General features: G+C 68.4%; 15 protein-coding genes. 7 read left to right on the top strand and 8 right to left on the bottom strand.

The window, feature by feature from the left end; genetic code table 11:
* Nucleotides 1-7 precede the first annotated feature (7 nt).
* Nucleotides 8-3169, bottom strand: a complete 3162-nt coding sequence (locus ACAM58_RS29695; RefSeq protein ID WP_307594726.1) for an efflux RND transporter permease subunit — start codon at nt 3167-3169, stop codon at nt 8-10.
* A 13-nt stretch (nt 3170-3182) separates the two neighbouring features.
* Nucleotides 3183-4391, bottom strand: a complete 1209-nt coding sequence (locus ACAM58_RS29700; protein WP_369664582.1) for an efflux RND transporter periplasmic adaptor subunit — start codon at nt 4389-4391, stop codon at nt 3183-3185.
* Nucleotides 4392-4531: 140 nt separating this feature from the next.
* Between ACAM58_RS29700 and ACAM58_RS29705 the strand changes: the two genes are divergently transcribed.
* From ACAM58_RS29705 to ACAM58_RS29735, 7 genes are all read left to right on the top strand, one after another.
* Nucleotides 4532-5155 (top strand): TetR/AcrR family transcriptional regulator, encoded by a 624-nt coding sequence (locus ACAM58_RS29705; RefSeq protein ID WP_018904257.1) that lies wholly within the window; start codon nt 4532-4534, stop codon nt 5153-5155.
* A 54-nt stretch (nt 5156-5209) separates the two neighbouring features.
* Nucleotides 5210-6592 carry a sensor histidine kinase efflux regulator BaeS gene (gene baeS, locus ACAM58_RS29710; RefSeq protein WP_018904256.1) on the top strand — a complete coding sequence of 461 codons (1383 nt, stop codon included), beginning with the start codon at nt 5210-5212 and terminating at the stop codon, nt 6590-6592.
* Between the two features lie 234 nt (nt 6593-6826).
* Nucleotides 6827-8290 carry a SidA/IucD/PvdA family monooxygenase gene (locus ACAM58_RS29715; RefSeq protein WP_369664583.1) on the top strand — a complete coding sequence of 488 codons (1464 nt, stop codon included), beginning with the start codon at nt 6827-6829 and terminating at the stop codon, nt 8288-8290.
* 10 nt (nt 8291-8300) lie between these two features.
* Nucleotides 8301-9695 (top strand): MFS transporter, encoded by a 1395-nt coding sequence (locus ACAM58_RS29720; RefSeq protein WP_018904254.1) that lies wholly within the window; start codon nt 8301-8303, stop codon nt 9693-9695.
* 151 nt (nt 9696-9846) lie between these two features.
* Nucleotides 9847-10830: an ABC transporter permease gene (locus ACAM58_RS29725; protein WP_018904253.1), complete on the top strand. Its 984-nt coding sequence runs from the start codon at nt 9847-9849 to the stop codon at nt 10828-10830.
* Between the two features lie 207 nt (nt 10831-11037).
* On the top strand, nt 11038-11820 hold the full coding sequence (locus ACAM58_RS29730; protein WP_230537784.1) for an ABC transporter permease: 783 nt from the start codon (nt 11038-11040) through the stop codon (nt 11818-11820).
* 1 nt (nt 11821) lies between these two features.
* Entirely contained in the window at nt 11822-13552 is a 1731-nt protein-coding gene (locus tag ACAM58_RS29735; RefSeq protein ID WP_018904251.1) for an ABC transporter ATP-binding protein, read from the top strand.
* Nucleotides 13553-13564: 12 nt separating this feature from the next.
* Here ACAM58_RS29735 and ACAM58_RS29740 read toward each other — a convergent pair whose 3' ends face one another.
* From ACAM58_RS29740 to ACAM58_RS29765, 6 genes are all read right to left on the bottom strand, one after another.
* Nucleotides 13565-13981: a PIN domain-containing protein gene (locus ACAM58_RS29740; RefSeq protein WP_018904250.1), complete on the bottom strand. Its 417-nt coding sequence runs from the start codon at nt 13979-13981 to the stop codon at nt 13565-13567.
* Complete coding sequence (locus ACAM58_RS29745) at nt 13978-14244, bottom strand: antitoxin (RefSeq protein WP_018904249.1); 267 nt, start codon at nt 14242-14244, stop codon at nt 13978-13980. Before ACAM58_RS29745 ends, ACAM58_RS29740 begins: the two co-directional genes overlap by 4 nt.
* A gap of 164 nt (nt 14245-14408) precedes the next feature.
* A complete protein-coding gene (locus ACAM58_RS29750) occupies nt 14409-16010 on the bottom strand; it encodes an ABC transporter substrate-binding protein (RefSeq protein WP_018904248.1) in 1602 nt (533 codons plus the stop codon).
* A 40-nt stretch (nt 16011-16050) separates the two neighbouring features.
* Nucleotides 16051-17772 (bottom strand): hydantoinase B/oxoprolinase family protein, encoded by a 1722-nt coding sequence (locus ACAM58_RS29755; RefSeq protein ID WP_369664584.1) that lies wholly within the window; start codon nt 17770-17772, stop codon nt 16051-16053.
* Nucleotides 17769-19454, bottom strand: a complete 1686-nt coding sequence (locus tag ACAM58_RS29760) for a hydantoinase B/oxoprolinase family protein (RefSeq protein ID WP_369664585.1) — start codon at nt 19452-19454, stop codon at nt 17769-17771. Before ACAM58_RS29760 ends, ACAM58_RS29755 begins: the two co-directional genes overlap by 4 nt.
* Nucleotides 19451-21607, bottom strand: coding sequence for a hydantoinase/oxoprolinase family protein (locus tag ACAM58_RS29765; RefSeq protein WP_051128007.1), 2157 nt, complete (start codon nt 21605-21607; stop codon nt 19451-19453). Before ACAM58_RS29765 ends, ACAM58_RS29760 begins: the two co-directional genes overlap by 4 nt.
* Between the last annotated feature and the right edge of the window lie 48 nt (nt 21608-21655).

The following is a 21655-nucleotide window of genomic DNA, read 5'->3' on the forward strand; positions in this document are numbered from 1 at the left end:
GAAGACCTCAGGATGCGGCCGCAGCCGGGTGTGAATGTGAGGCCGGCTCGGCGAAATCGCCTTGGTCCTTGCCCTTGAACAGGCCGCGCACCAGCACGAAGAAAAGAGGCACGAAGAAGATCGCGAGGACAGTGCCCGACAGCATGCCGCCGATCACGGCCGTGCCCAGCGCATGCTGCGCGCCGGCCCCGGCGCCGCTTCCCAATACCAGCGGCAGCACGCCGAGGATGAAGGCCAGCGAGGTCATGAGGATGGGGCGCAGGCGAAGCCGCGCGGCTTCCAGCGCCGACTCGACCAGTCCCTTGCCCTGTGCGTGCAGGTCCTTCGCGAACTCGACAATCAGGATGGCGTTCTTCGATGCGAGGCCGATCGTGGTGAGCAGGCCCACCTGAAAGTACACGTCGTTCATCTTCCACGTGAGGATCGCACCGACCAGCGCGCCCAGCACGCCGAGCGGCACCACCATGATCACCGAGAACGGAATGGCCCAGCTCTCGTAGAGCGCCGCCAGGCAGAGGAACACGATCAGGATCGACAGCGCGTACAAGAGGCCGGTCTGGCCGCTCGAGGCCTTCTCCTGGCGCGACAGGCCGGTCCATTCGTAGCCGATGCCCGCGGGCAGCTTGGCCACCGCCTCCTCGACGATGGCCAGCGCCTCGCCGCTGGAAGCGCTGCCCGGCATGGCCATGCCCAGGATCTCGATGGAGGGAACCCCGTTGTAGCGCTCCAGGCGCGGCGAACCCGAGCTCCAACCCGCCTTGGCGAATGAAGTGAAAGGCACCATGGTTCCGGCGCTGTTGCGCACGTACCAGCGGTCGATGTCCTCGGGCAGCATGCGGTACTGCGCATCGGCCTGCAGCATCACCTTCTTCACGCGGCCCTTGTCGATGAAGTCGTTGACGTAGCTGCTGCCCCAGGCGGCCGAGAAGGTGTCGTTGATGTCGGCCATCGAAAGGCCCAGGGCCTGCGCCTTGTGCGGATCGATCTCGAGCCTGAACTCGGGCGTGTCCTCCATCCCGTTGGGACGCACGGCCACCAGGCGCTTGTCGTTGCCGAGCGTGGCGAGCAGCTGGTTGCGCGCCTGCATCAGGGCTTCGTGCCCGAGGTTGGCGCGGTCCTGCAGCATCAGGTCGAAGCCGGTCGCGTTGCCGAGCTCTGCCACGGCCGGTGGTGCGAAGGCAAACACCTTGGCGTCGCGGATGGTGTTGAAGAAAGCGCCGGCCTTCGCTGCCACGCCCGTCACGCTCAACGCTTCGCCCTTGCGCTCGTCCCAGGGCTTGAGCTTGATGAAGGCGAAACCGGTGTTCTGCCCGCTGCCCGCAAAACTGAAGCCCGCCACCGTGAAGATGCCGGAGACCGCATCCTTCTGGTCGACCAGGAAGTGCTGCTCCACCTGGCGGATCACTTCTTCCGTGCGTGCATTGGTCGCGCCCGGCGGCAACTGCACCAGCCCGAACATCGTGCCCTGGTCCTCGTCCGGCAGAAAACCCACCGGCAGCTTCATGAAGCCGAACACCACCGCCGCCAGCAGGACCGCGTACAGCACCATGTAGCGCCAACCCTTGCCCATCATGTGCCGCACGATGCCCTGGTAGCGGCCGTTGCCGCGGTCGAAGCTGCGGTTGAACCAGCCGAAGAAGCCGGTGCTCGCCATCGCATGGCCCTTGGGCACCGGCTTGAGCAGCGTGGCGCACAGCGCCGGCGTGAGCACCAGCGCCACCAGCACCGACAGCGTCATCGCCGAGACGATGGTGATCGAGAACTGCCGGTAGATCACGCCCGTGGAGCCGCCGAAGAAGGCCATCGGCACGAACACCGCCGCCAGCACCAGGGCCACGCCGACCAGCGCGCCGGTGATCTGGCCCATCGACTTGCGCGTGGCCTCCTTCGGCGAGAGGCCTTCCTCGGTCATCACGCGCTCGACGTTCTCCACCACCACGATGGCATCGTCCACCAGCAGGCCGATGGCCAGCACCATCGCGAACATGGTGAGCGTATTGATGGTGAAGCCGAAGGCCGCGAGCACGCCGAAGGTGCCGAGCAGCACCACGGGCACCGCGATGGTCGGGATCAGCGTGGCGCGGAAGTTCTGCAGGAAGAGATACATCACCAGGAACACGAGCACGATCGCCTCGACCAGCGTCTTGACGACTTCCTCGATCGAGATGCGCACGAACGGCGTGGTGTCGTAGGGCTTCTGCACCTTCATGCCCTGCGGAAAGAACTTCTCGAGCTCTGCGACGCGGGCGTCGACCGCCTTGACCGTGTCGAGCGCGTTCGCGCCAGCCGCCAGCTTGATGGCCAGGCCGGCGGCCGGCTTGCCGTTGTAGCGGCCGACCGTGTTGTACGACTCGCTGCCCAGCTCGATGCGCGCCACGTCGCGCAGACGCACCTGCGCGCCGTTGGTCTGCGTGCGCAGCAGGATGTCCTCGAACTCCTGCGCGGTCTTCAGGCGCGTCTGCGAGGTGATGGTCGCGTTGAGCTGCTGGCTGCCCGCGGCCGGCATGCCGCCGAGCTGGCCGGCCGACACCTGCGCGTTCTGCGCCTGGATCGCGCTCTTCACGTCCAGCGGCGTGAGGCTGAAGTTGGCGAGCTTGTTCGGGTCGAGCCATACGCGCATGGCGTACTGCGAACCGAAGAGGGTGGTGTCGCCCACGCCCTCGACGCGGCTGATGGCGTCCTGCACGTTGGCGGCCACGTAGTCCGACAGGTCGGAGCCGTTCATGCTGCCGTCTTCCGAGGTGAAGGCCAGCACGTTCAGGAAGTTGGTGGCCGACTTCGTGACGGTGACGCCTTGCTGCTGCACTTCCTGCGGCAGCAGCGGCGTGGCCAGCGAGAGCTTGTTCTGCACCTGCACCTGCGCGGTGTCGGGGTCGGTGCCGTTCTCGAAGGTGAGCGTGATGGTGACCGAGCCCGAGGACTCGCTGGTCGAGGCCATGTAGCTCAGCCGGTCCAGCCCCTTCATCTTCTGCTCGATGACCTGGGTGACGGTGTCTTCCAGCGTCTTGGCCGAAGCGCCGGGGTAGTTTGCCGTGATCGCGACGGCAGGCGGCGCGATGCTCGGGTACTGCGCGATCGGCAGCGTGGCGATGGACATGACGCCGCCCAGCATCACGATGATGGCGAGGACCCACGCGAAGATGGGGCGGTCGATGAAGAAACGTGCCATGGCGGTCTCTCGATCAGTTCGCCGCGCCAGCGGATGACGGCGGGGCGGCCTTGGCCGTTTGGGTGCCCGGCTTGGAGCTGGGGCTCCACTGCACCGTCTTCACCTCGACCCCCGGCGCCGCGCGCTGCTGGCCGTCCACCACCAGCTTGTCGCCGGCCGCGAGGCCGCTCTTCACCAGCCACTGGTCGCCGACGGCGCGCTCGGTCTCGAGCGCGCGCCGCTGCAGCTTGTGCTGGGCGTCCACCACGTAGGCCATCGGCTTGCCGGAGCCGTCGCGCGACACCGCCTGCTGCGGCACCATGAGCGCCTGCTCCTTCACGCCTTCCTGCAGCACCGCGCGCACGTACATGCCGGGCAGCAGGTCGGCATCAGGGTTGGGAAACACCGCGCGCAGCGTGATGGCGCCGGTGTTCTGGTCCACCGTGACATCCGAGAACTCGAGCTTGCCTTCGATGGAATACGCACTGCCGTCTTCCAGCAGCAGCCGCACCCGGGCGGCGTTGGCGCCGCTCTTTTGCAGGTCGCCGCGCGCCATTGCCTGCTTGAGTTGGAGCACTGCGGCGCTGGGCTGCGTCAGGTCCACGTAGATCGGATCGAGCTGCTGGATGGTCGCCAGCGCGGTCGACTGGCTGGCCGTGACCAGCGCGCCGGGCGTGACCGTTGACTTGCCGATGCGTCCCGAGATCGGAGCATCGATGCGCGCATAGGCGAGATTGATGCGGCTCGTCTCCGCGTTGGCCCTGGCCGCGGCAACGTCGGCCTCGCCTTGCTGCAGTGACGCGGCCGCGTCGTCGTAGTCCTGCTGGCTCACGGCCTTGATGGCGACCAGTTCCTTGTAGCGCTCGGCCTTGAGCCGCGTGGTCCTCAGGCTGGCCTCTGCCTTGGCAAGCGCGGCGACGTTGCTGTCGTAGCTCGCCTTGTACGTGGCGGGGTCGATCTGGTAGAGCGCCTCGCCGGCCTTCACGTCGCTGCCCTCGCGGAACTTGCGGGACTTCACGATGCCGCCGACCTGCGGGCGCACGTCGGCGATGAGGAAAGGCACGGTGCGCCCCGGCAGTTCGGTGGAGATGGCCACGCGCTGCGGCTGCACCGTGACGATGCCGACCTCGGGCGTGCCCGGCGCCGGCGGCGGACCGCCGGGCGGCTTGCCGCAGGCGACCAGCAGGAAGGTGGACACGATGGCCGCGGCAAAGGTCAGGCCATAGGTGAGAGGGGGACGCATCGCGATTCTCCTGGGGAAGGGGCCGGGCGGTGGGGCCGGCCATGGGTTAATTAGACAGTGCTGTACTGAAATGTATTTTGACTTCCAGCGAGTTGTCAATCAATAATGAGCACCTGTGTACAGAAATAAAGAGAAACGAGATGCGAGTCAAGACCGAAGCCAAGCGCGATGCCATCGTCCAGGTGGCGTCGGAAGTCTTCAGGGAACTGGGGTTCGAGGGCGCCTCGATGGTGGAAATTGCCGCACGCGTCGGCGGCTCGCGGGCAACGCTCTACGGCTACTTCAAATCCAAGGAGGAACTGTTCGTTGCCGTGATCCACGCCTCGGCGAAGATCCACTTCGAGCCGATCTTCACGGCGCTGGCAGAGGAGGGCGATGAAGATCTCGCGCGCGTGCTGCAGCGGTTCGGCGAGAAGGTCCTGGCCGTGGTGTGTTCGCAAGAGGTCATCCAGGCGCACAGGGCCGTGATCGCCGAATCGGGCCGCAGCGACATCGGGCGGCTTTTCTTCGAGGGAGGGCCCAAGAAGGGCCTCGCCGAGGTGGCGGGTTTCCTGGAGCGGCAGATGCGCAAGGGCCGCCTGCGAAGCGCCGATCCCACCACGGCGGCACACCACCTGATGGCGCTGCTGGACTCGGAAACCGTCAGGCCGAGTCTCCTGGGCATCCAGGGGCCGCTGACCCGCAGGGAACTGCGGGAGGCGACGCGCCGTGCCGTGCAGGTGTTCCTGGGTGGCTACGCCTCGGCCATCCAACCCGCGGGATGACGGCGGCCGGGACGCCTCCATGCACGCGGTCCGATCGGCAAGCCTCTCGCTCTCATGAAATTCGGCATCCGGGCAAAGCTCTTCCTGTTCGTTCTGCTGGCCTGCGCTGCCGTGGTCGTGGTGCAGGCCATTGCCATGCGGCTCGTGATGGAGCGCGGCTTCCTGGGCTATCTCAACCAGCAGAGCCGCACGCGGCTGGAAGAGATCGTTCCACGCCTCGCGCAAGCCTATGCCGTTCGTGGCAGCTGGGACTTCCTGCGCTCCGACTCCCGGGAGTGGGTGAATCTGGTGTTGCCTTTTCTCCAGGAAGCGAAGGGTGATCCTGCGCTCCAGGAGGCGGCTTCCAACCAGACCGGCGCACTTACGCGCGTGGGCCTGCTGGACGCGCAGATGCGCCGTGTGGTCGGCAATCCGGGCATCGACACCCATTCGATCCGCGTGCCCGTCGTGGTCGAGGGACGGACAGTAGGCTGGATCGCGACGGTGCCGTTCGAGGCGGTGCTTCCGAAGAACGACAAGCGCTTTCTCGAACACCAGTTCACCGCCTTGACGATGGTCGGACTCGGATCGCTTCTCGTGGCGGCCTTGCTCACTCTCATCCTTGCGCGCACGCTGCTGCGGCGGGTTCGGGATATGGCCCGGGCCACGCACCGCCTGGCCGCAGGAGACTTCGCGTCGCGCATTGCCGATGGCGCCCATGACGAACTCGGGGCGCTGGCACGTGACTTCAACCACATGGCCCGGACGCTGGAGCATGCCGATCGCGCGCGGCGGGGCTTCATGGCGGATATCTCCCATGAACTGCGAACGCCGCTCGCGGTGCTGCGCGCGCAACTCGAGGCAATCCAGGATGGCATCCGTTCATCCACGATCCAGTCGACCAACGCCATGCACATGGAGGTCGAGCGGCTCGGCAAGCTGGTCAACGATCTGCATGACTTGTCGCTGAGCGACGTCGGCGCCATGGCGTACCGGCGGGTTCCCGTCGATGTGGGCACGGTGCTCCAGGCGGCGGCCGAGAGCATGCGGCAGCGGCTCGACGCGGCGTCGCTGCAACTGGTACTGCAGATTGCAGAGGTGCCGCTGATCGTCAGTGGCGACGAGGTGCGCCTGCATCAGCTGTTCGGCAACCTGCTCGAGAATTCGCGCCGCTATACGGATGGCGCCGGCATGGTCCGCGTGGGCTGCGCCCGGCACGGCGCCGCCGCGCTCATCCTCATCGAGGACAGCGCGCCCGGCGTGCCCGACGACAAACTGGAGAAGCTGTTCGAGCGCTTCTACCGCGTCGAACAGTCGCGCAATCGCGCGACCGGCGGCAGCGGCCTCGGACTGGCCATCTGCCGCAACATCGTGCAGGCCCATGAAGGGCGCATCACGGCCTCGGCGTCGCAGTGGGGCGGACTTCGCATTGCGATCGAGCTGCCGCTGATCCGGTGATGCGTCTACGTTGCGGGGATCGGAGTTCCGATTCGCGTCAGCAATGCCAAAGAAGAAAGACGGATTTGCGTATGCGGATTCCGTGCTTCGCTTTTCGCACCAATGGCTGAAGAATCGCCTGTCTTGCCTTCGGGGTGAGTGTCTCCTCGTCGTACCCAAAGCGACGTTTCGCGGGCCCCCTGGGTCCGTTTTTTTTGCACGCACATGCGTGCTTCACGACGACAGGCACTGCAAATGAGTTCCTCTTCCTCCTCCAGCAATCCCGACCACGCCGCGCAGGAAGCGCTGCGCCTGCTCGGCCCCGCGCCCGCCAACTGGGTGCCCGCGCATGCCGGCATCGACCACAACGTGGTCGTCGTCGGCGGGGGCCAGACCGGCAGCGCCTTCGCTTTCGCGCTGCAGCGCGCGGGCGTCGGCGGCGTCAGCGTGATCGATGCGGCGGCCGATGCATCGCAGGCCGGCGTATGGCGCGCGCGGGCGCGCATGCACAAGCTGCGCACGCTCAAGAACCTGGTCGGCCCCGAAGGCCCGGTCACGGCGCTGGGCTTCCAGGCCTGGTACGAATCGCGGCACGGGCAGGCGGCCTATGGCGCCATCGACCGCATTGCGCGCACCGCCTGGGCCGAGTACCTGGACTGGTTCCGCAGCATCACCGGCACGGCGGTGCGCTACGGCACGCGCCTGATCCGCTTCGAGCCGGCGGAGGGTGGGGCGGTGCCGCACTTGCGGCTGCACCTCGAAGTGAACGGTGAGCCGCGCACCGAGACCGCACGCAAGCTGATCTTCGCGAACGGCGTGGCCGGCAGCGGCGCGCCTTTCATTCCCGACCTGCTGGCAACGGCGGTGAGCCACGGCCTTGCGGCCCACACCGGCCACGCGATCGACTTCGCGGCGCTCGCAGGCAAGACCGTGGCCGTGATCGGCGCCGCCGCATCGGCCTTCGACGCAGCGGCCGTGGCGCTCGAAAGCGGCGCCGCAGCGGTGCACCTGTTCGCACGCCGCAATCGGCTCGCGGCCACACCGGTCGCGCGCGTGCGCAGTTATCCGGGCTTCTACGACAACTATCTTGCGCTGCCCGATGCCACGCGCTGGCACCATGCGGCACGCTACCGCCGGCTTGGCACCACGCCGCCGCTGGATTCGGTGGAGCGCGTGCTGAAGTTTCCGAACTTCCATCTGCACCTGGCCGCGCCCTGGCAGGGCGCAGAGGTGCAGGGCGGCAAGATCGTCGCCTTGGTGCACGACGAGCGCTTCCACTTCGATTTTGCGATCGCCGCAACCGGCTACACCCACGAACTCTCGCAGCACCCCGAGCTGGCCGGCATTGCCGATCTGGTGCTGCGCTGGCGCGACCGCTTCGAGCCGCCCGCGCACGAGCGCGACGACGAACTCGGCGCCGCACCCTACCTGGGCGCAGGACTTGAGTACCTCGAGAAGACGCCCGGTACCGCGCCCTGGCTGCGCGACATCCACACCTACAACCCCGGCGGATTCGCCAGCACCGGACTGCCGCTGGGCGACGTGCCCAGCATCCGCGGCTACGTGCCCGCGGTGGTGCGCCGCATCAGCGAGGACCTGCTGTTGACCGACCTCGCGCTGCACGAGGAGCGCACGCGCGCCGAGGTGCCACCCGACTTCGACGAATCGCTCTATGCCGGTGCCATCTGGCAGGCCGATGCGCGGCGGCTCGCGGCCTGAACGGGGCCGAGTGGGCACCGGATCGGAAGGTCTGCGGAGCATCGCGGCGCCGCCATGGACCGGCGCACGCAGCACGGGCATCGGCTGGACCCTGGCCGCAACGAGCTTCGGGTTCGTCGTGGTTCAGCTCGACGTGACCATCGTGAACGTCGCGATGCCGCAGATCGGCAAGGACCTCGGCGCCGGCGCAACCGGCCTGCAATGGATCGTCGACGCCTACACGCTGGCCTTCGCCGCGCTCTTGCTCACGGCGGGCTCCTTTGCCGACCGCTTCGGAAGCCGGCGCGTCTTCAGCCTCGGGCTGGTGCTGTTCGGGCTGGCCTCGCTGTCCTGCGCGCTCGCGCCTTCCATCGGCGTGCTGATCGTGGCGCGCGCGGCACAAGGCATCGGCGCCGCGTTGATCCTGCCTACTTCGCTCTCGCTGCTCTCGCATGCCTGTGCCGGCGACGCGGCGGCCAGGACACACGCCATCGGATGGTGGAGCGCCATCGGCGGCGTGGTGAGTGCCGCGGGGCCGGTGGTCGGCGGCGCGCTCACGAGCGGCCTCGGGTGGCGCTCGATCTTCTTCGTGAACCTGCCGATCTGCGCCCTCGGTCTCTGGGCCACGCGCCGCTACGTTGCCGAAACCGTGCGCGTGGCCACGCAGCGGCTGGACATCACCGGGCAGGTGCTGGCCATCCTCGCGCTCTTCTTCCTCACGCATTCGGTGATCGAGGCCGGCGTGCATGGCTGGGCCGCGGCGTCCGTGCTGTCGGGTTTTGCCGTTGCGGCGGTGGTCATCGCGGCGTTCGTGTTCACCGAATCGCGTGTGGCGGAACCGATGATTCCGCTCGGGCTGTTCCGCAACAAGGCCTTCTCGGCCTCGATCATGCTGGGCGTTGTCATGAACCTCACCTTCTACGGGATGATCTTCGTGCTGAGCCTGTACTTCCAGAACGCCAAGGGCTACACGCCGACCCAGACCGGCTTCGCCTTGCTGCCGTTCGTGGTGATCATGCTGGCAAACCTCGCGAGCGGCCACCTGGCGCGGCGCTACTCGCCCCGGGTACCTGTGGTCGCGGGCTTGCTGCTCCTTGCGCTGAGCTCGGGGTTGCTGCACGGCATCGACGAGACCACGCCCTACCTGCGCATCCTGCCCAGCCTGCTGCTGATGGCCATCGGCGCCGGCATTGCCACGCCGGCGCTGATCTCGCGCACGCTCGCGAGCGTGGAGCCCACACGCTCGGCGACCGCCTCCGCCATCCTCGGTGCTGCGCGCCAGGTCGGCAGCGCCATCGGCATCGCGCTGTTCGGCGCACTGGTGTGGGGGCTGCCGGCGCAGCTGGCCGCGGGGGCCTCGGTTTCGTTCGACCTGTCGACGCTGTTCAGGCTCGCGGGCGTGCTGCTCGCTGTGGTGTGCCTGTGAGATCTTTTTTCGGCCAGAGCCTTCAGGCGGCCATGTAGCCAACGAAGCAAACCGCATATCCGTAGAAGAAAAACTTCCTTCGCGGCACGGGCCAGGCCCGCATACGCTGCAAGCCCATCGACCGCTTTTCACCAGGACTGCACCAACTCCCATGAACCTGCGCAGCGCAAGCCGCACGCTGGCACGCACGGCCTGGCAGGCCGTGCCGACCGTCGTCGGCGTGATCCTTCTCAATTTCGTGCTGATGCAGTGGATCCCGGGCGACGCCGCCGACGTGGTGGCCGCCGAATCCGGCTCCGCCACGGCCGAGAGCATGGCGCAGTTGCGCAGCCATTTCGGGCTCGACCTGCCCGTGCTGCACCAGCTTGGCGCCTACCTTGACAACCTCGCGCATTTCAGCCTCGGAACTTCGCCGCGCTACAACATGCCGGTGGCGTCGCTGATCGGCGCGCGGCTGGGCAACACGCTGCTGCTGATGGTCACGGCCCTGGCGTTCGCCCTGGCCATCGGCATTGCGCTGGGCACCATCATGGCCACCCGCGTGGGCCGCTGGCAGGACCGCACGCTCTCGGTGCTGGCGCTGCTGCTGTACTCCACGCCGGGCTTCTGGCTCGGCCTGATGGCCATCGTGCTGTTCTCGGTGCACCTGGGCTGGCTGCCCACCGGCGGCAGCGAGAGCATCGGCGCGGGCTACACCGGCTGGACGCACGTGTTCGACGTGGCGCGCCACCTGGTGCTGCCCGCGCTGGCCATGTCGGGTTTCTACATCGCGATCTTCTCGCGCCTCACGCGCGCCGCGATGCTCGAGGTGGCGCGGCAGGACTTCGTGCGCACCGCCGAAGCCAAGGGGCTGCACCCGTGGACCGTCAACCTGCGCCATGTGCTGCGCAACGCGCTGATTCCCGTCACCACCGTCGCAGGCATGCATTTCGGCACGCTGCTGGGCGGCGCGGTGGTGGTCGAGACGGTGTTCAGTTGGCCCGGCCTGGGGCGGCTGGCCTTCGATTCGGTAGCGGGCCGCGACTACACCGTGCTGTTGGGTGTGCTGTTGATGTCCTCGCTGCTGGTCATCCTGGCCAACATGCTGGTCGACCTGCTGCATGCCTGGCTCGATCCCCGTATTCAGGTGCGCTGAGTTCCCTCTCCAGATTTCTGACTGCGATTTCCAATGTCCACACCATTTACCCTTGATGCAGCCATTGGGCAACCGGCAGCGCCGACTCCGGTCGCCGCACGCCGTGCGCCGGCAGTGGCCGCGAAGTCCGCCGTCGACGCGAAGCCGCTGTCCAGCCGCCACGCTGCGCTGCGCGCCTTCCTGCGCAACCCGGCCGCCGTGGCGGGCATGGTGCTGCTGGCCTTCATGCTCGTGCTGGCGCTCGCCGCGCCACTGCTGTACCCCGGCGACCCCCTCGACATGGTGGCGCCGCCGCTGCTTTGGCCGGGGCAGGACGCCGCCTATCCGCTCGGCAGCGATTCGCTCGGCCGCGACGTGATTGCCGGCATCGCGCACGGCGCACGCATCTCGCTCGCGGTGGGGGTGGTGGCGGCCACGCTGAGCCTGTTGATCGGCGTGCTCGTGGGGGCCTCGGCCGGCTACTTCGGCGGCCGTGTCGACGACGTGCTGGTGCGCATCACCGAGCTGTTCCAGACCATGCCTTCGTTCCTGTTCGTGATCGTGGTGGTCGCGATCGGCCAGCCTTCGGTGCCGGTGATCGTGTTCGCCATCGGGCTCGCGTCGTGGCCGGTGATCGCCCGGCTGGTGCGCGCCGAGTTCCGCACGCTGCGCGAGACCGAGTTCGTGCTGGCCGCGCGCAGCCAGGGCTTCGGCCACGCGCGCATCATCTTCCAGGAGATATTGCCCAATGCGCTGCCCCCCGTGATCGTGACCACCTCGGTGCTGGTGGCGAGCGCCATCCTCATCGAGTCGGCGCTGTCCTTCCTTGGCATGGGCGACCCCAACGCCGTGTCGTGGGGCAGCATGATCGGGCAGGGGCGCGAACTGCTGCGCACCGCCTGGTATCTCACCGCATTGCCGGGCGCGGCCATCGTGCTCACGGTGCTGGCGCTCAACCTCGTGGGGGACGGGCTCAACGACGCGTTCAACCCACGGCTGAGGGGGCGTTGAGATGACGCTCGAACAAGTGCAGGCCACGCCGCCGCTGCTCGATGTGCGCGGCCTCGATGTCTTCTTCCACGGCTCGAACGGCCCGATCCAGGCTGTGCGCGGGCTGGACCTGGCCATGCAGCGCGGCGAAACGCTGGCGCTCGTGGGCGAATCGGGCTGCGGCAAGTCGACCACCGCGCTGGCACTGCTGCGGCTGCTGACGCCCGGCGCGGTGCTGCGCGGCAGCGTCCACTTCGATGGACGCGACATCCTCGCGCTGCCGCAGGCCCAATTGCGCGAAGTGCGCGGCCGCGAGATCGCGATGATCTTCCAGGAGCCGATGACTTCGCTGAACCCGGTGCATACCATCGGCGCGCAGATCGAGGAAACGCTTCGCCGCCACGAAAAGCTCTCCGCCGTCGCCGCGCGCAAGCGGGCCATCGAGCTGCTCGACTTCGTGCGCATTCCCGAGCCGCACCGGCGCATCGACGACCATCCGCACAACCTCTCGGGCGGCCAGCGCCAGCGCGTGATGATCGCAATGGCCGTGGCCTGCAAGCCGCGCCTGCTGGTGGCGGACGAGCCCACCACCGCGCTGGACGTCACCATCCAGGCCCAGATCCTCGCGCTGCTCGACGGCCTGCGCCGCGAACTCGACATGGCCTTGCTGCTGATCACGCACGACCTCGGCCTGGTTGCCCAGTGGGCCGATCGCGTTGCCGTGATGTATGGCGGACAGAAGGTCGAGGAGGCGCCCACCTCCAGACTCTTTGCCGCGCCATCGCACGCCTACACCCAGGGCTTGCTCGGCGCGTCGCTCCATGCCGGCAGTTCGCTGCACTACGCCGATGCGCGGCTGCCCGAAATACAGACCCGGCTGGACCCCGCGACCGGCGTGCGCGACTTCACGCTCCATGTGCCCCGACCCGCGTCGAAAGTGCGGGCCTTGCGTGTGCGCGGCCCGGCCGCCGAGCCGCTGCTGTCGGTGCAGGACCTGCGCACCGACTACCCCCAGCGCGGCGGTGGCGTGCTGCATGCGGTCGACGGCGTGTCGTTCGATATTCGCGCGGGCGAAACCATGGGCCTGGTGGGTGAGTCGGGCTGCGGCAAGTCGACGCTGTCGCGCACGCTGCTGCGGCTGGCGAACCCGGCTTCCGGCCGCATCGTGTTCGACGGCACCGACATCGCGCCGCTGCCGGAAAGAGCGCTGAAGCCCTGGCGGCGGCGCGTGCAGATGGTGTTCCAGGACCCGTACGCGTCGCTGAATCCGCGCCGCAGCGTGTTCGACATCATTGAATCGGTGCTCAAGGTGCATGGCGTGTCGGATCGCGCGGAACGGCGCAACCGGATCGCCGCCATCCTGGAGCGCGTGGGCCTGCCCGCCGATGCGGGGCGGCGCTTTCCCAACGAGTTCTCGGGCGGTCAGCGCCAGCGCATCGGCATTGCGCGCGCACTCGTGCTGCGGCCTTCGCTGGTGGTGCTCGACGAACCTGTGTCGGCGCTCGACGTCTCGGTGCAGGCGCAGATCCTGAACCTGCTGGTGGAACTGAAAGAGGATTTCGGGCTCTCGTACCTGTTCATCTCGCACGACCTTTCGGTGGTGCGCTACATCGCCGACCGCGTGATGGTGATGAACAAGGGAAAGATCGTCGAGACCGGCAGCCATCGGGACATCTGGGACCGGCCGCAGCATCCGTATACGCGCAGTTTGATTGCGGCTGTGCCAGGAATGGAGCGGCGCAAGGCGGCTTGAGGCCCCCGGTGCTCAGTGACCCGTTGGTGCGCGAAGCCAGTTGTCGAGCACGAGGCCGGGCACGCGTGCGAAGTGTCGCGTGTTGTCGGTGACGACCACGGCGCCGACTGCCAATGCGTGCGCCGCAATCATTTCGTCGAAATCGCCGATGGGCGTGCCGCTCGCCTTCAAGTGGGCGCGCAGATCGCCGTGCTTCGTTGCCGCTTGCGCGTCCCAGGGCAGGATGGGCGAGATGCGCAGGAACTCCTGCACGATCCGGTGCAGCCGCACAGCTTCGGGACGTCTCGCAATGCCGAATCGAAGTTCGGAGCAGGTCACTGCGGAAATGCACCATTGGCCCGGAGCCATGGCTTGCAAGCGGGCGTCGAAGGCCGGATTGCCACGGATCGCCTCGCTTGCCGCATTGGTGTCGAGCATGTACAGCGTCATTCCTTCCAGCCTTCGAACGGATCGCGCTGTTGTTCGCCTTGTTCGCGCGCGGGCATGAAGTCGGCAGGAATGGTGCCCAGTTGCTTGCGCAACTGCATGAACGCGTGCCAGTCCGCTGGCGCGCGGGTGGACAGGATGACGTCGCCTGTAGCCTCATCGCGTCGGATGTAGACCTCGGTGGTGTCGTCGAACCGAAATTCGGCAGGCAGGCGCACGGCTTGGCTGCCGCCGGTCGCAAAGAGCTTCGCGATGGATTGCGACATGAATGGACTCCCAGAGGGTGCAGTGTAGATATTATTGTATATACATTGACCAATGCAGTCAAGAAACACCAGCTGCGCCCGGGCGACTCCGAACCAGCGCTGCCAACGCGCGACCAGCAGTTCCGGGACCAACTTTGCGGGCGCGAAGAAAGGGCGATCAGGGCCTATTTCTTCGCCGCGTCCACCCAGACATCCGCCAGGTTCGACTCGACCCCATCGGCCGTCAGCGAGTGGTCGTGCACGCGCTGGTTGGCGATGGTGATGAACACCGGCTGGTAGAGGTTCAGGTCGGGCACGTCGCGCGCCACGGTGTCCTGGAAATCCTTGAAGAGCTTCAGGCGCCTGGACGGGTCGTTCTCGATGGCGGCGTCTTCGAGCAGCTTGTCCACCGCCGGGCTCTGGTAATGGGTGCCGTTGGAGAAGGGCACGCCCTTGATGAAGTTCTTCGACCAGTACAGGCGCTGCACGCCGACGGTCGGGTCGAACAGGTTGCTCGCGCCGTTCGTCGTGAGGGCGAAATCGCGGTCGGTGTAGATGCGCTTGATGAAGGCGCTCGGGTCCTGGGCGCGCACTGTCGCCGCGATGCCGATCCGGGCCAGTGCGGAGCGCAGGTAGTCCGCCAGGCGCGGACCGTCGGAGCCGATGGGATTGAAGTCCAGCGGCACGCTGAAGCGCACGCCGCCGGCCTTCTTCGGAAAGCCCGCCTCGTCGAGCAGCGCGTTCGCCTTCTTCAGGTCGAAGGCGTAGGGGGAGGGCGCGGGGTCGTGGAAGGCCTTCAGGCCCGGCGCGATCGGCGAGTAGCTCACCTGGCCGTAGCCGTAGTTCACCACCTTCACGATCACGCTGCGGTCGACCGCGCGGGCCACGGCCTGGCGCACCTTCTCGTTCCTGAAGTACTCGTTGTCGAGGTTGAACTCCAGCCGCGTCACGTTCGACGAGTAGCTGTTGCCCTTGGTCTCGAAGCGCAGCGCCGGCACTTTCTTCAGGCGCTCCAGGTCGGCCAGCGGGACCGGTGTGCGGTAGCCCAGGTCGACAGTGCCGGTCTCGAAAGCCACGGCGGCGGCGGCCGGGTCGGTCACGAAGCGCACGATCAGCTGGTCGACGAAAGGCTTGGGCTTGTCCCAGTACTCGGGATTGCGTTCGTACACGATGTGGCTGCCACGCACCCACTCCTTGAACCTGAACGGGCCGGTGCCGACCGGGGCGTTGTTGTTCGGATTGCTGGCGGGGTCGGTGCCTTCGTAGGCGTGTTTGGGCACGATCGGCGTCTCGGTGGCCACCAGCGCGCGGATCAGGTAGGGCGCGGGCTTCGACAGGCGCAGCACGGCCGTGTATTTGTCGGGGGTGTCGACGGCCGTGAGATTGGCGAAGGTGTTGCGCCCGCGCGGGTGGATCTTCTTGAGCAGTTCGATGGAATACGCCACGTCGGCCGAGGTGAAGTCCTTGCCGTCGTGCCACTTCACGCCCTGGCGCAGGGTGAAGGTGTAGGTCAGGCCATCGGGGCTGATCGCCCACTTGGTGGCCAGCTGCGGCTGCGGGTTGACGTCGTGGTCGTACTTGAGCAGGCCTTCGGTGACCTTGGCGCTCACGCTCAGGATGGGCGTGGCGACGTTGCCGATGGTGACGAGCGCCGTGGGCTCGCTGGTCAGGAGCAGGGTGAGCGTGCCGCTATGCGCGGGCGGAGCCGCATGAGCGGCAAGGTGTGCTGCAAGCAGGGTGGCGGCGACGGCGCTGCGAAGCCGCAGCGTCTGGATCAGGAGATGCATGGTGGGGAGAGACTGGCGACGTGAAAGAAAAAGAAGAAGGTCAGGCATCGGCCGGCTCGGCACTTTCGGCGGCCCCGTTCGCTTCGGCCGAGACCAGGCCTTCGCGCAGGTCGCGCGCCACCGCCGCCGGGTCCCGCCTGGACGGTGGGCCCAGGCCGCCGCCGCCGGGCGTCTCGACGATGAGCCGGTCGCCCGCAGGAATCAGCTGCCGCCCCTTGGCGCGCAGCCCGGCGCCCGAAGCCAGCCGCAGCCGGCCCGGTGCGCCGTCGAACCCGCCAAGCGCACCGCGCGCAGGATGGTCGACCCGGTCGAACGCGGCGGCGATCAGCATGGCCGCGTCTACGCGCGCATGCCGCACCTCGATGACCTGGCCCAGCCCGCCGCGCATGGTTCCGGCGCCGCCGGAGTCGGTGCGGAATTCCTTGCGCTCGAAGACGATCGGCGCCTGGGTTTCGAGAATCTCGAGCGACACGTTGCGCACGCCGCTCGGGTAGGCCGTCACCGACAGTCCGTCCTTGCCCGGGCGCGCGCCGGTGCCGCCGGTGGAGAAGCTGATCGCGTTGAAGCGCGGGCCGCGCCGGACCGCCTCGGCGTTGGCCGCGGAGGTGCCGGCCAGCACCTCGCCGCCGACGAGTTGCAGGTTCCACAGCGAGGAGGCCCCCTCGGCCGGCACGCGGTCCGGCCTCGCCTGGCGCAGCGCGCCGAACACCACATCGGGCAGCAGCTGGCCGACCACATGGCGCGCGGTCACCGCGGCCGGATGCAGCGCATTCAGGATGCAGCCGGCCGGCGCCTCGACGCGGATCGGTGCCAGCGAGCCGGCGTTGTTGGGCACGTCGGCACCCACCAGGCAGCGGATGCCGAAGGAGGTGTAGGCGTCGGTGTAGGCCTTGGGCACGTTGATGCCGCGCGCCACCGTGCCCGAGGTGCCGCCGAAGTCGACCACGATGCCGTCGTCGGCGATGGTGACCGACACCTGCAGCGTGATGGGCGCGTCGTAGCCGTCCGCCACCAGCGTGTTGTGCCAGGTGCCGCGCGGCCAGTCGCGCAGCGCCTCGCGCATGGCCTGGGCCGAGCGTGCGATGACGAATTCGCCCAGCGCCTGGAGATCGTCGAACCCGAACTCGCGCAGCAGCGTGCGCAGGCGCCGGCCGCCCACCTCGTTGCAGGCGACCAGCGCGTACAGGTCGCCCTCGACCTGCTCCGGGTCGCGCACGTTGGCGCGGATGATCGCGCGCACGGCCGGATCGACGGTGCCTTTGCGCACGAAGCGCAGGATCGGCAGGAACAGGCCTTCGTGGTAGATCTCCAGGCCGTCGGGGCTGGAACCGATGCCGCCGATGTCGACCACGTGCAGCGTGGAGGCAAACAGCGCCACCGCGCGCCGTGCATCGCCTTCGCCATGGAAGACAGGCTTGACCATCGTCATGTCGAACAGGTGGCCGGTGCCCTTCCACGGATCGTTGGTGAGGAACACGTCGCCGTCTTCCATCGTCTCGATGGGAAAGCGCTGCAGGAAGTGCTTGACCGACTCGGCCATCGAGTTGACGTGGCCGGGCGTGCCGGTTACGGCCTGCGCGATCATGCGGCCGTCGGGCAGAAACACGCCGGCCGAGAGGTCGCCGGCCTCGCGCGTGGAGGTGCCGAAGGCGGTGTGGATCAGCACCTGGGCCTGTTCCTCGACCACGGAGAGAAGGCGGTTCCAGGCGAGCTGGTTGCGGATGAGCTGGCGGCTGGCCAGCGCCTTGGGCGTGTTGCTCATGCGGCGGTCCCTGTGGATTCGACAAGAGGCGCGGGGGCGGCGGCTCCGACGAGCCCGGCCTTCAGGTCGCGCGCAGCCAGCGCGGGGTCGCGCCTTGCCGGGTCGCCCAGGCCCGCGCCACCGGGCGTCTCGACCACGAGCACCTCACCGGCGGGAATGACCTGGCGGCCCTTGCCGCGCAGCGCGGTGCCCGAATGCTTGAGCCGCGCGGCACCCGGCGCACCGTCGCCGCCACCGAGCGCGCCGCGCGCCGGAAAGCGCACGCGGTCCCAGGTGGCCGAGAGCACCATCGGGTCGCCGTCGGCGTTCTCGATCTCGATGACCTGGCCAAGTCCGCCGCGCGAAGCGCCGGCGCCACCCGAGCCGGGCCGGTATTCCTTGCGGCGGAACAGCAGCGGCGCCTGGGTCTCCAGGATCTCGAGCGACACGTTGCGCACGCCGCTCGGATAGGCGGTGGCCGAGAGCCCGTCCTTGCCCGGCCGCGCGCCGGTGCCACCGGTGCTGAAGCTCACGATGTTGAAGCGCCGCGCGCGCCGCAGCGCCTCGTTGGGCCCGCCCTCGATCGGCTGACCGCCGGACAGCCGGATGTTCCACAGCGACGAGGCGCCCTCGGCCGGCACGCGGTCCGGCCGTGCCTGGCGCAGCGCCCCGAACACGAGGTCGGGCAGCATCTGGCCGATGGCCGCGCGGGCTGCCACCGCGGCAGGCGGCAGCGCGTGGACGATGGAGCCTTCGGGTGCCACCACGCGGATCGGTGCCAGCGAGCCCGCGTTGTTGGGTACGTCGGCACCCACCAGGCAGCGGATGCCGAAGGAGGTGTAGGCGTCGGTGTAGGCCTTGGGCACGTTGATGCCGCGCGCGATGGCGCGCGAGGTGCCCTCGAAATCGACCAGGATGCCGTCGTCCGAGATGGTGACGGCCGCATGCAGTTCGACCGGCGTGTCGTAGCCGTCGACCGTCATCTGGTTGCGCCAGGTGCCCTTGGGCCATTCGCGCAGTGCCTCGCGCATCGCGAGCCGAGAGCGTTCGATGATGTAGTCGCCTTGCGCCTCGAGGTCGGCCAGGCCGAACTCGCGCAGCAGGCGCTGGAGTCTGGCGGCGCCGACGGCATTGCAGGCCACCAGTGCGTGGAAGTCGCCCTCGACCTGGCCGGGCTCGCGCACGTTGGCACGCACGATGTCCAGCACGGCCTCCTCGAAGACGCCTTCGCTCACGAAGCGCAGCGGCGGCAGGAACAGGCCTTCGTGGAAGATTTCCAGCGCATCGGGCCCGGCGTTGACGCCGCCGATGTCCACCACGTGCACAGTGGACGCGAACAGCGCCACGAGCTTGCCGCCGTGGAACACCGGCGTGACCATGACCACGTCGAACAGGTGGCCCGTGCCTTTCCATGGATCGTTGGTGACGAACACGTCGCCGTCGCGCATGGTGTCGGCCGGAAAGGCGCGCAAGAAATGCAGCACCGAATCGGCCATCGAGTTGACGTGGCCCGGCGTGCCGGTCACGGCCTGCGCGACCATCCGGCCGTCGGGCAGGAACACGCCGGCCGAGAGGTCGCCGGCCTCGCGCGTCGGTGTACCGAAGGCGGTGCGGATGAGCGCCTGCGCCTGTTCCTCGACCACCGCGAGCAGCCGGCTCCACACCAGTTGCTGGCGCAGCGCCTGACGGCCTGTAGCGCTCATGCAGGGACCGCTTCGGCGGCCTCGGCGTGGTCGAGCTGGACGGCGGTCGTGTCGTTGAGCACCAGCGCGCCCAGCTTGCTGATACGCGCCTCGAAGCCGGCGATGACGTGCGTGGTCGTCTCGTCTTCGACGATCAGCGCCGGGCCTTCGATCCACTCGCCCACGCCGAGCGCGGTGCGTTCATAGACCGGCACCTCGGCCCACCGGCCGGCGTCGGCGTCGTACAGGCGGCGCGTGCCCGAAGGTGCGGCGCGGCCCGTGTCGGCCGCCACCTCGTCAGGCTCCGGCGCCGCGCGGCCCCCGGCCTCCACCGCGACGGACCAGCTCACCGCCTCGGCCGCGATGTGCGGCAGGCTGCGGCCGTAGAGCGCGGCATAGCGTTCCTCGAAGCGTCGATGCAAAGCCTTGCTCGCGGTCGCATCGAACGGGCCTTCGGGCAACTCGACCGGAATCTCGTGGCCCTGGCCGGCGTAGCGCATGAAGGCCTGGCGATGGCGCACCAGCGCGGCCCCGGGCGCGGCGCGCAGCACCACGTCGTCGGCCGTGGCCGTGAGCTCGATCAACAGCTTGTCCACCGCGGCATGGTCGATGCGGTCGAGCCGCTGCGCGAGGCTGCGCACGGTCTGGTAGGCCACCGGCGCCCACAGAAAACCCAGCGCCGAGCCGACGCCGGCCGAGTTGGGAATCACGAGCCGTGCGATGCCCAGCTTGCGCGCCAGCAGGGCGGCATGCAGCGGCGCCGCACCGCCGAAGGCGATCAGCGTGCTTTCTTCCGCCGCCTTGCCGAGTTCGGAGGCATGCACGCGCGCGGCATTGGCCATGTTCTCGGTGACGATCTCGACCACGGCCTGCGCAGCAGTTTCCACATCGAGGCCGGTCTGCGCCGTGAGGCCCTGCAGCAGCGTGTCGCGTGCGCGCTGCGGGTCGAGCCGCACCTTGCCGACCGCGAAGCGCGCCGGGTCGATGGTACCGAGCGCGACGTGCGCGTCGGTCACGGTGGGTTGTTCGCCGCCCAGGCCGTAGGCGGCCGGACCGGGCGCGGAGCCTGCGCTGTCGGGACCGACCTGCACCACACCCAGGTGGTTGACGCGGGCGATGGAGCCGCCGCCCGCGCCGATCTCCACCATCTCGATCACCGGAATGCGGATCGGCAGGCCCGAGCCCTTCAGGTGCCGGTGCACCCGGCCGAACTCGAAGCTGCGGCTGATCTGCGGCTGGTAGTCGTCGATGAAGCAGATCTTGGCGGTGGTGCCGCCCATGTCGAACGAGAGTGCGCGCGTGGCGCCGATCTGCTCGGCCACCTGGCGCGCCAGCACCGCACCGCCCGCGGGGCCCGACTCGACCAGCCGCACGGGCTCGTCGATGCCGGCCTGCAGCGTGGTGATGGCGCCGCCCGATGTCATGAGGAAGGGCTCGGCACGCAGGCCGCGTGCGCTCGCGCCTTCCTGCAGGCGGCGCAGATAGCCCGCCACCTGCGGCTGCACATAGGCGTTGGCGCTGATGGTCGACAGGCGCTCGTACTCGCGGATCTCGGGGCACACGTCGGACGCCAGCGACACCCACAGGCCGGGCGCGTGCTGGCCCAACAGCTCGCGCACGCGGCGCTCGTGCGCGGGATTGGCATAGCCGTGCAGGAAGCACACGGCCACGCTCTCGATGCCGTCGGCCAGCAGTTGCTTCGCGAGCACGGCCACCTGCGCTTCGTCCAGTGGCGTGATCACGCGGCCGGCCGCATCCACGCGCTCGACCACCCCGTGGCGCCAGTGGCGCGGCACCAGCGGTGCAGGCTTGTCGAGGAACACGTCGTACTGCGCGAAGCGGTCTTCGAGACCGATCTCCACCAGGTCGCGAAAGCCGTGCGTGGTGAGCAGCGCCGTGGACGCGCCCTTGCGCTCGATCAGCGCGTTGGTGGCCAGCGTGGTGCCGAGGATCAGCAGGTCGACATCGGCCCAGCCGATGCCCGCCTGCTGCAGCACCTCTTGCACCCCGCCAAGCACGGCCTGCTCGGGGGCGGCCGGCGTGGTGAGCACCTTCAGTGTGTGCTTCTCGGCGCCGCGCAGCAGCACCACGTCGGTGAAGGTGCCGCCGACGTCGACGGCCACGCGGACGCGCGGATCGGGTGCCACGGAAAAGGAATTGGATTTCGAGGACATGGAGAAGAGATATTCGCTGGCTGGAGTCAGAGTGCCGGCACAGCGGGC

The organism is Variovorax sp. V116 (genome assembly GCF_041154435.1).
Classification (GTDB): domain Bacteria; phylum Pseudomonadota; class Gammaproteobacteria; order Burkholderiales; family Burkholderiaceae_C; genus Variovorax; species Variovorax paradoxus.

What these genes read in the sequence shown, in the direction of transcription:
- ACAM58_RS29695 (WP_307594726.1), bottom strand. Translation starts at nt 3,169, where the DNA reads ATGGCACGTTTCTTCATCGACCGCCCCATCTTCGCGTGGGTCCTCGCC.
- ACAM58_RS29700 (WP_369664582.1), bottom strand. Translation starts at nt 4,391, where the DNA reads ATGCGTCCCCCTCTCACCTATGGCCTGACCTTTGCCGCGGCCATCGTG.
- ACAM58_RS29705 (WP_018904257.1), top strand. Translation starts at nt 4,532, where the DNA reads ATGCGAGTCAAGACCGAAGCCAAGCGCGATGCCATCGTCCAGGTGGCG.
- baeS (WP_018904256.1), top strand. Translation starts at nt 5,210, where the DNA reads ATGAAATTCGGCATCCGGGCAAAGCTCTTCCTGTTCGTTCTGCTGGCC.
- ACAM58_RS29715 (WP_369664583.1), top strand. Translation starts at nt 6,827, where the DNA reads ATGAGTTCCTCTTCCTCCTCCAGCAATCCCGACCACGCCGCGCAGGAA.
- ACAM58_RS29725 (WP_018904253.1), top strand. Translation starts at nt 9,847, where the DNA reads ATGAACCTGCGCAGCGCAAGCCGCACGCTGGCACGCACGGCCTGGCAG.
- ACAM58_RS29730 (WP_230537784.1), top strand. Translation starts at nt 11,038, where the DNA reads ATGGTGCTGCTGGCCTTCATGCTCGTGCTGGCGCTCGCCGCGCCACTG.
- ACAM58_RS29735 (WP_018904251.1), top strand. Translation starts at nt 11,822, where the DNA reads ATGACGCTCGAACAAGTGCAGGCCACGCCGCCGCTGCTCGATGTGCGC.
- ACAM58_RS29740 (WP_018904250.1), bottom strand. Translation starts at nt 13,981, where the DNA reads ATGACGCTGTACATGCTCGACACCAATGCGGCAAGCGAGGCGATCCGT.
- ACAM58_RS29745 (WP_018904249.1), bottom strand. Translation starts at nt 14,244, where the DNA reads ATGTCGCAATCCATCGCGAAGCTCTTTGCGACCGGCGGCAGCCAAGCC.
- ACAM58_RS29750 (WP_018904248.1), bottom strand. Translation starts at nt 16,010, where the DNA reads ATGCATCTCCTGATCCAGACGCTGCGGCTTCGCAGCGCCGTCGCCGCC.
- ACAM58_RS29755 (WP_369664584.1), bottom strand. Translation starts at nt 17,772, where the DNA reads ATGAGCAACACGCCCAAGGCGCTGGCCAGCCGCCAGCTCATCCGCAAC.
- ACAM58_RS29760 (WP_369664585.1), bottom strand. Translation starts at nt 19,454, where the DNA reads ATGAGCGCTACAGGCCGTCAGGCGCTGCGCCAGCAACTGGTGTGGAGC.
- ACAM58_RS29765 (WP_051128007.1), bottom strand. Translation starts at nt 21,607, where the DNA reads ATGTCCTCGAAATCCAATTCCTTTTCCGTGGCACCCGATCCGCGCGTC.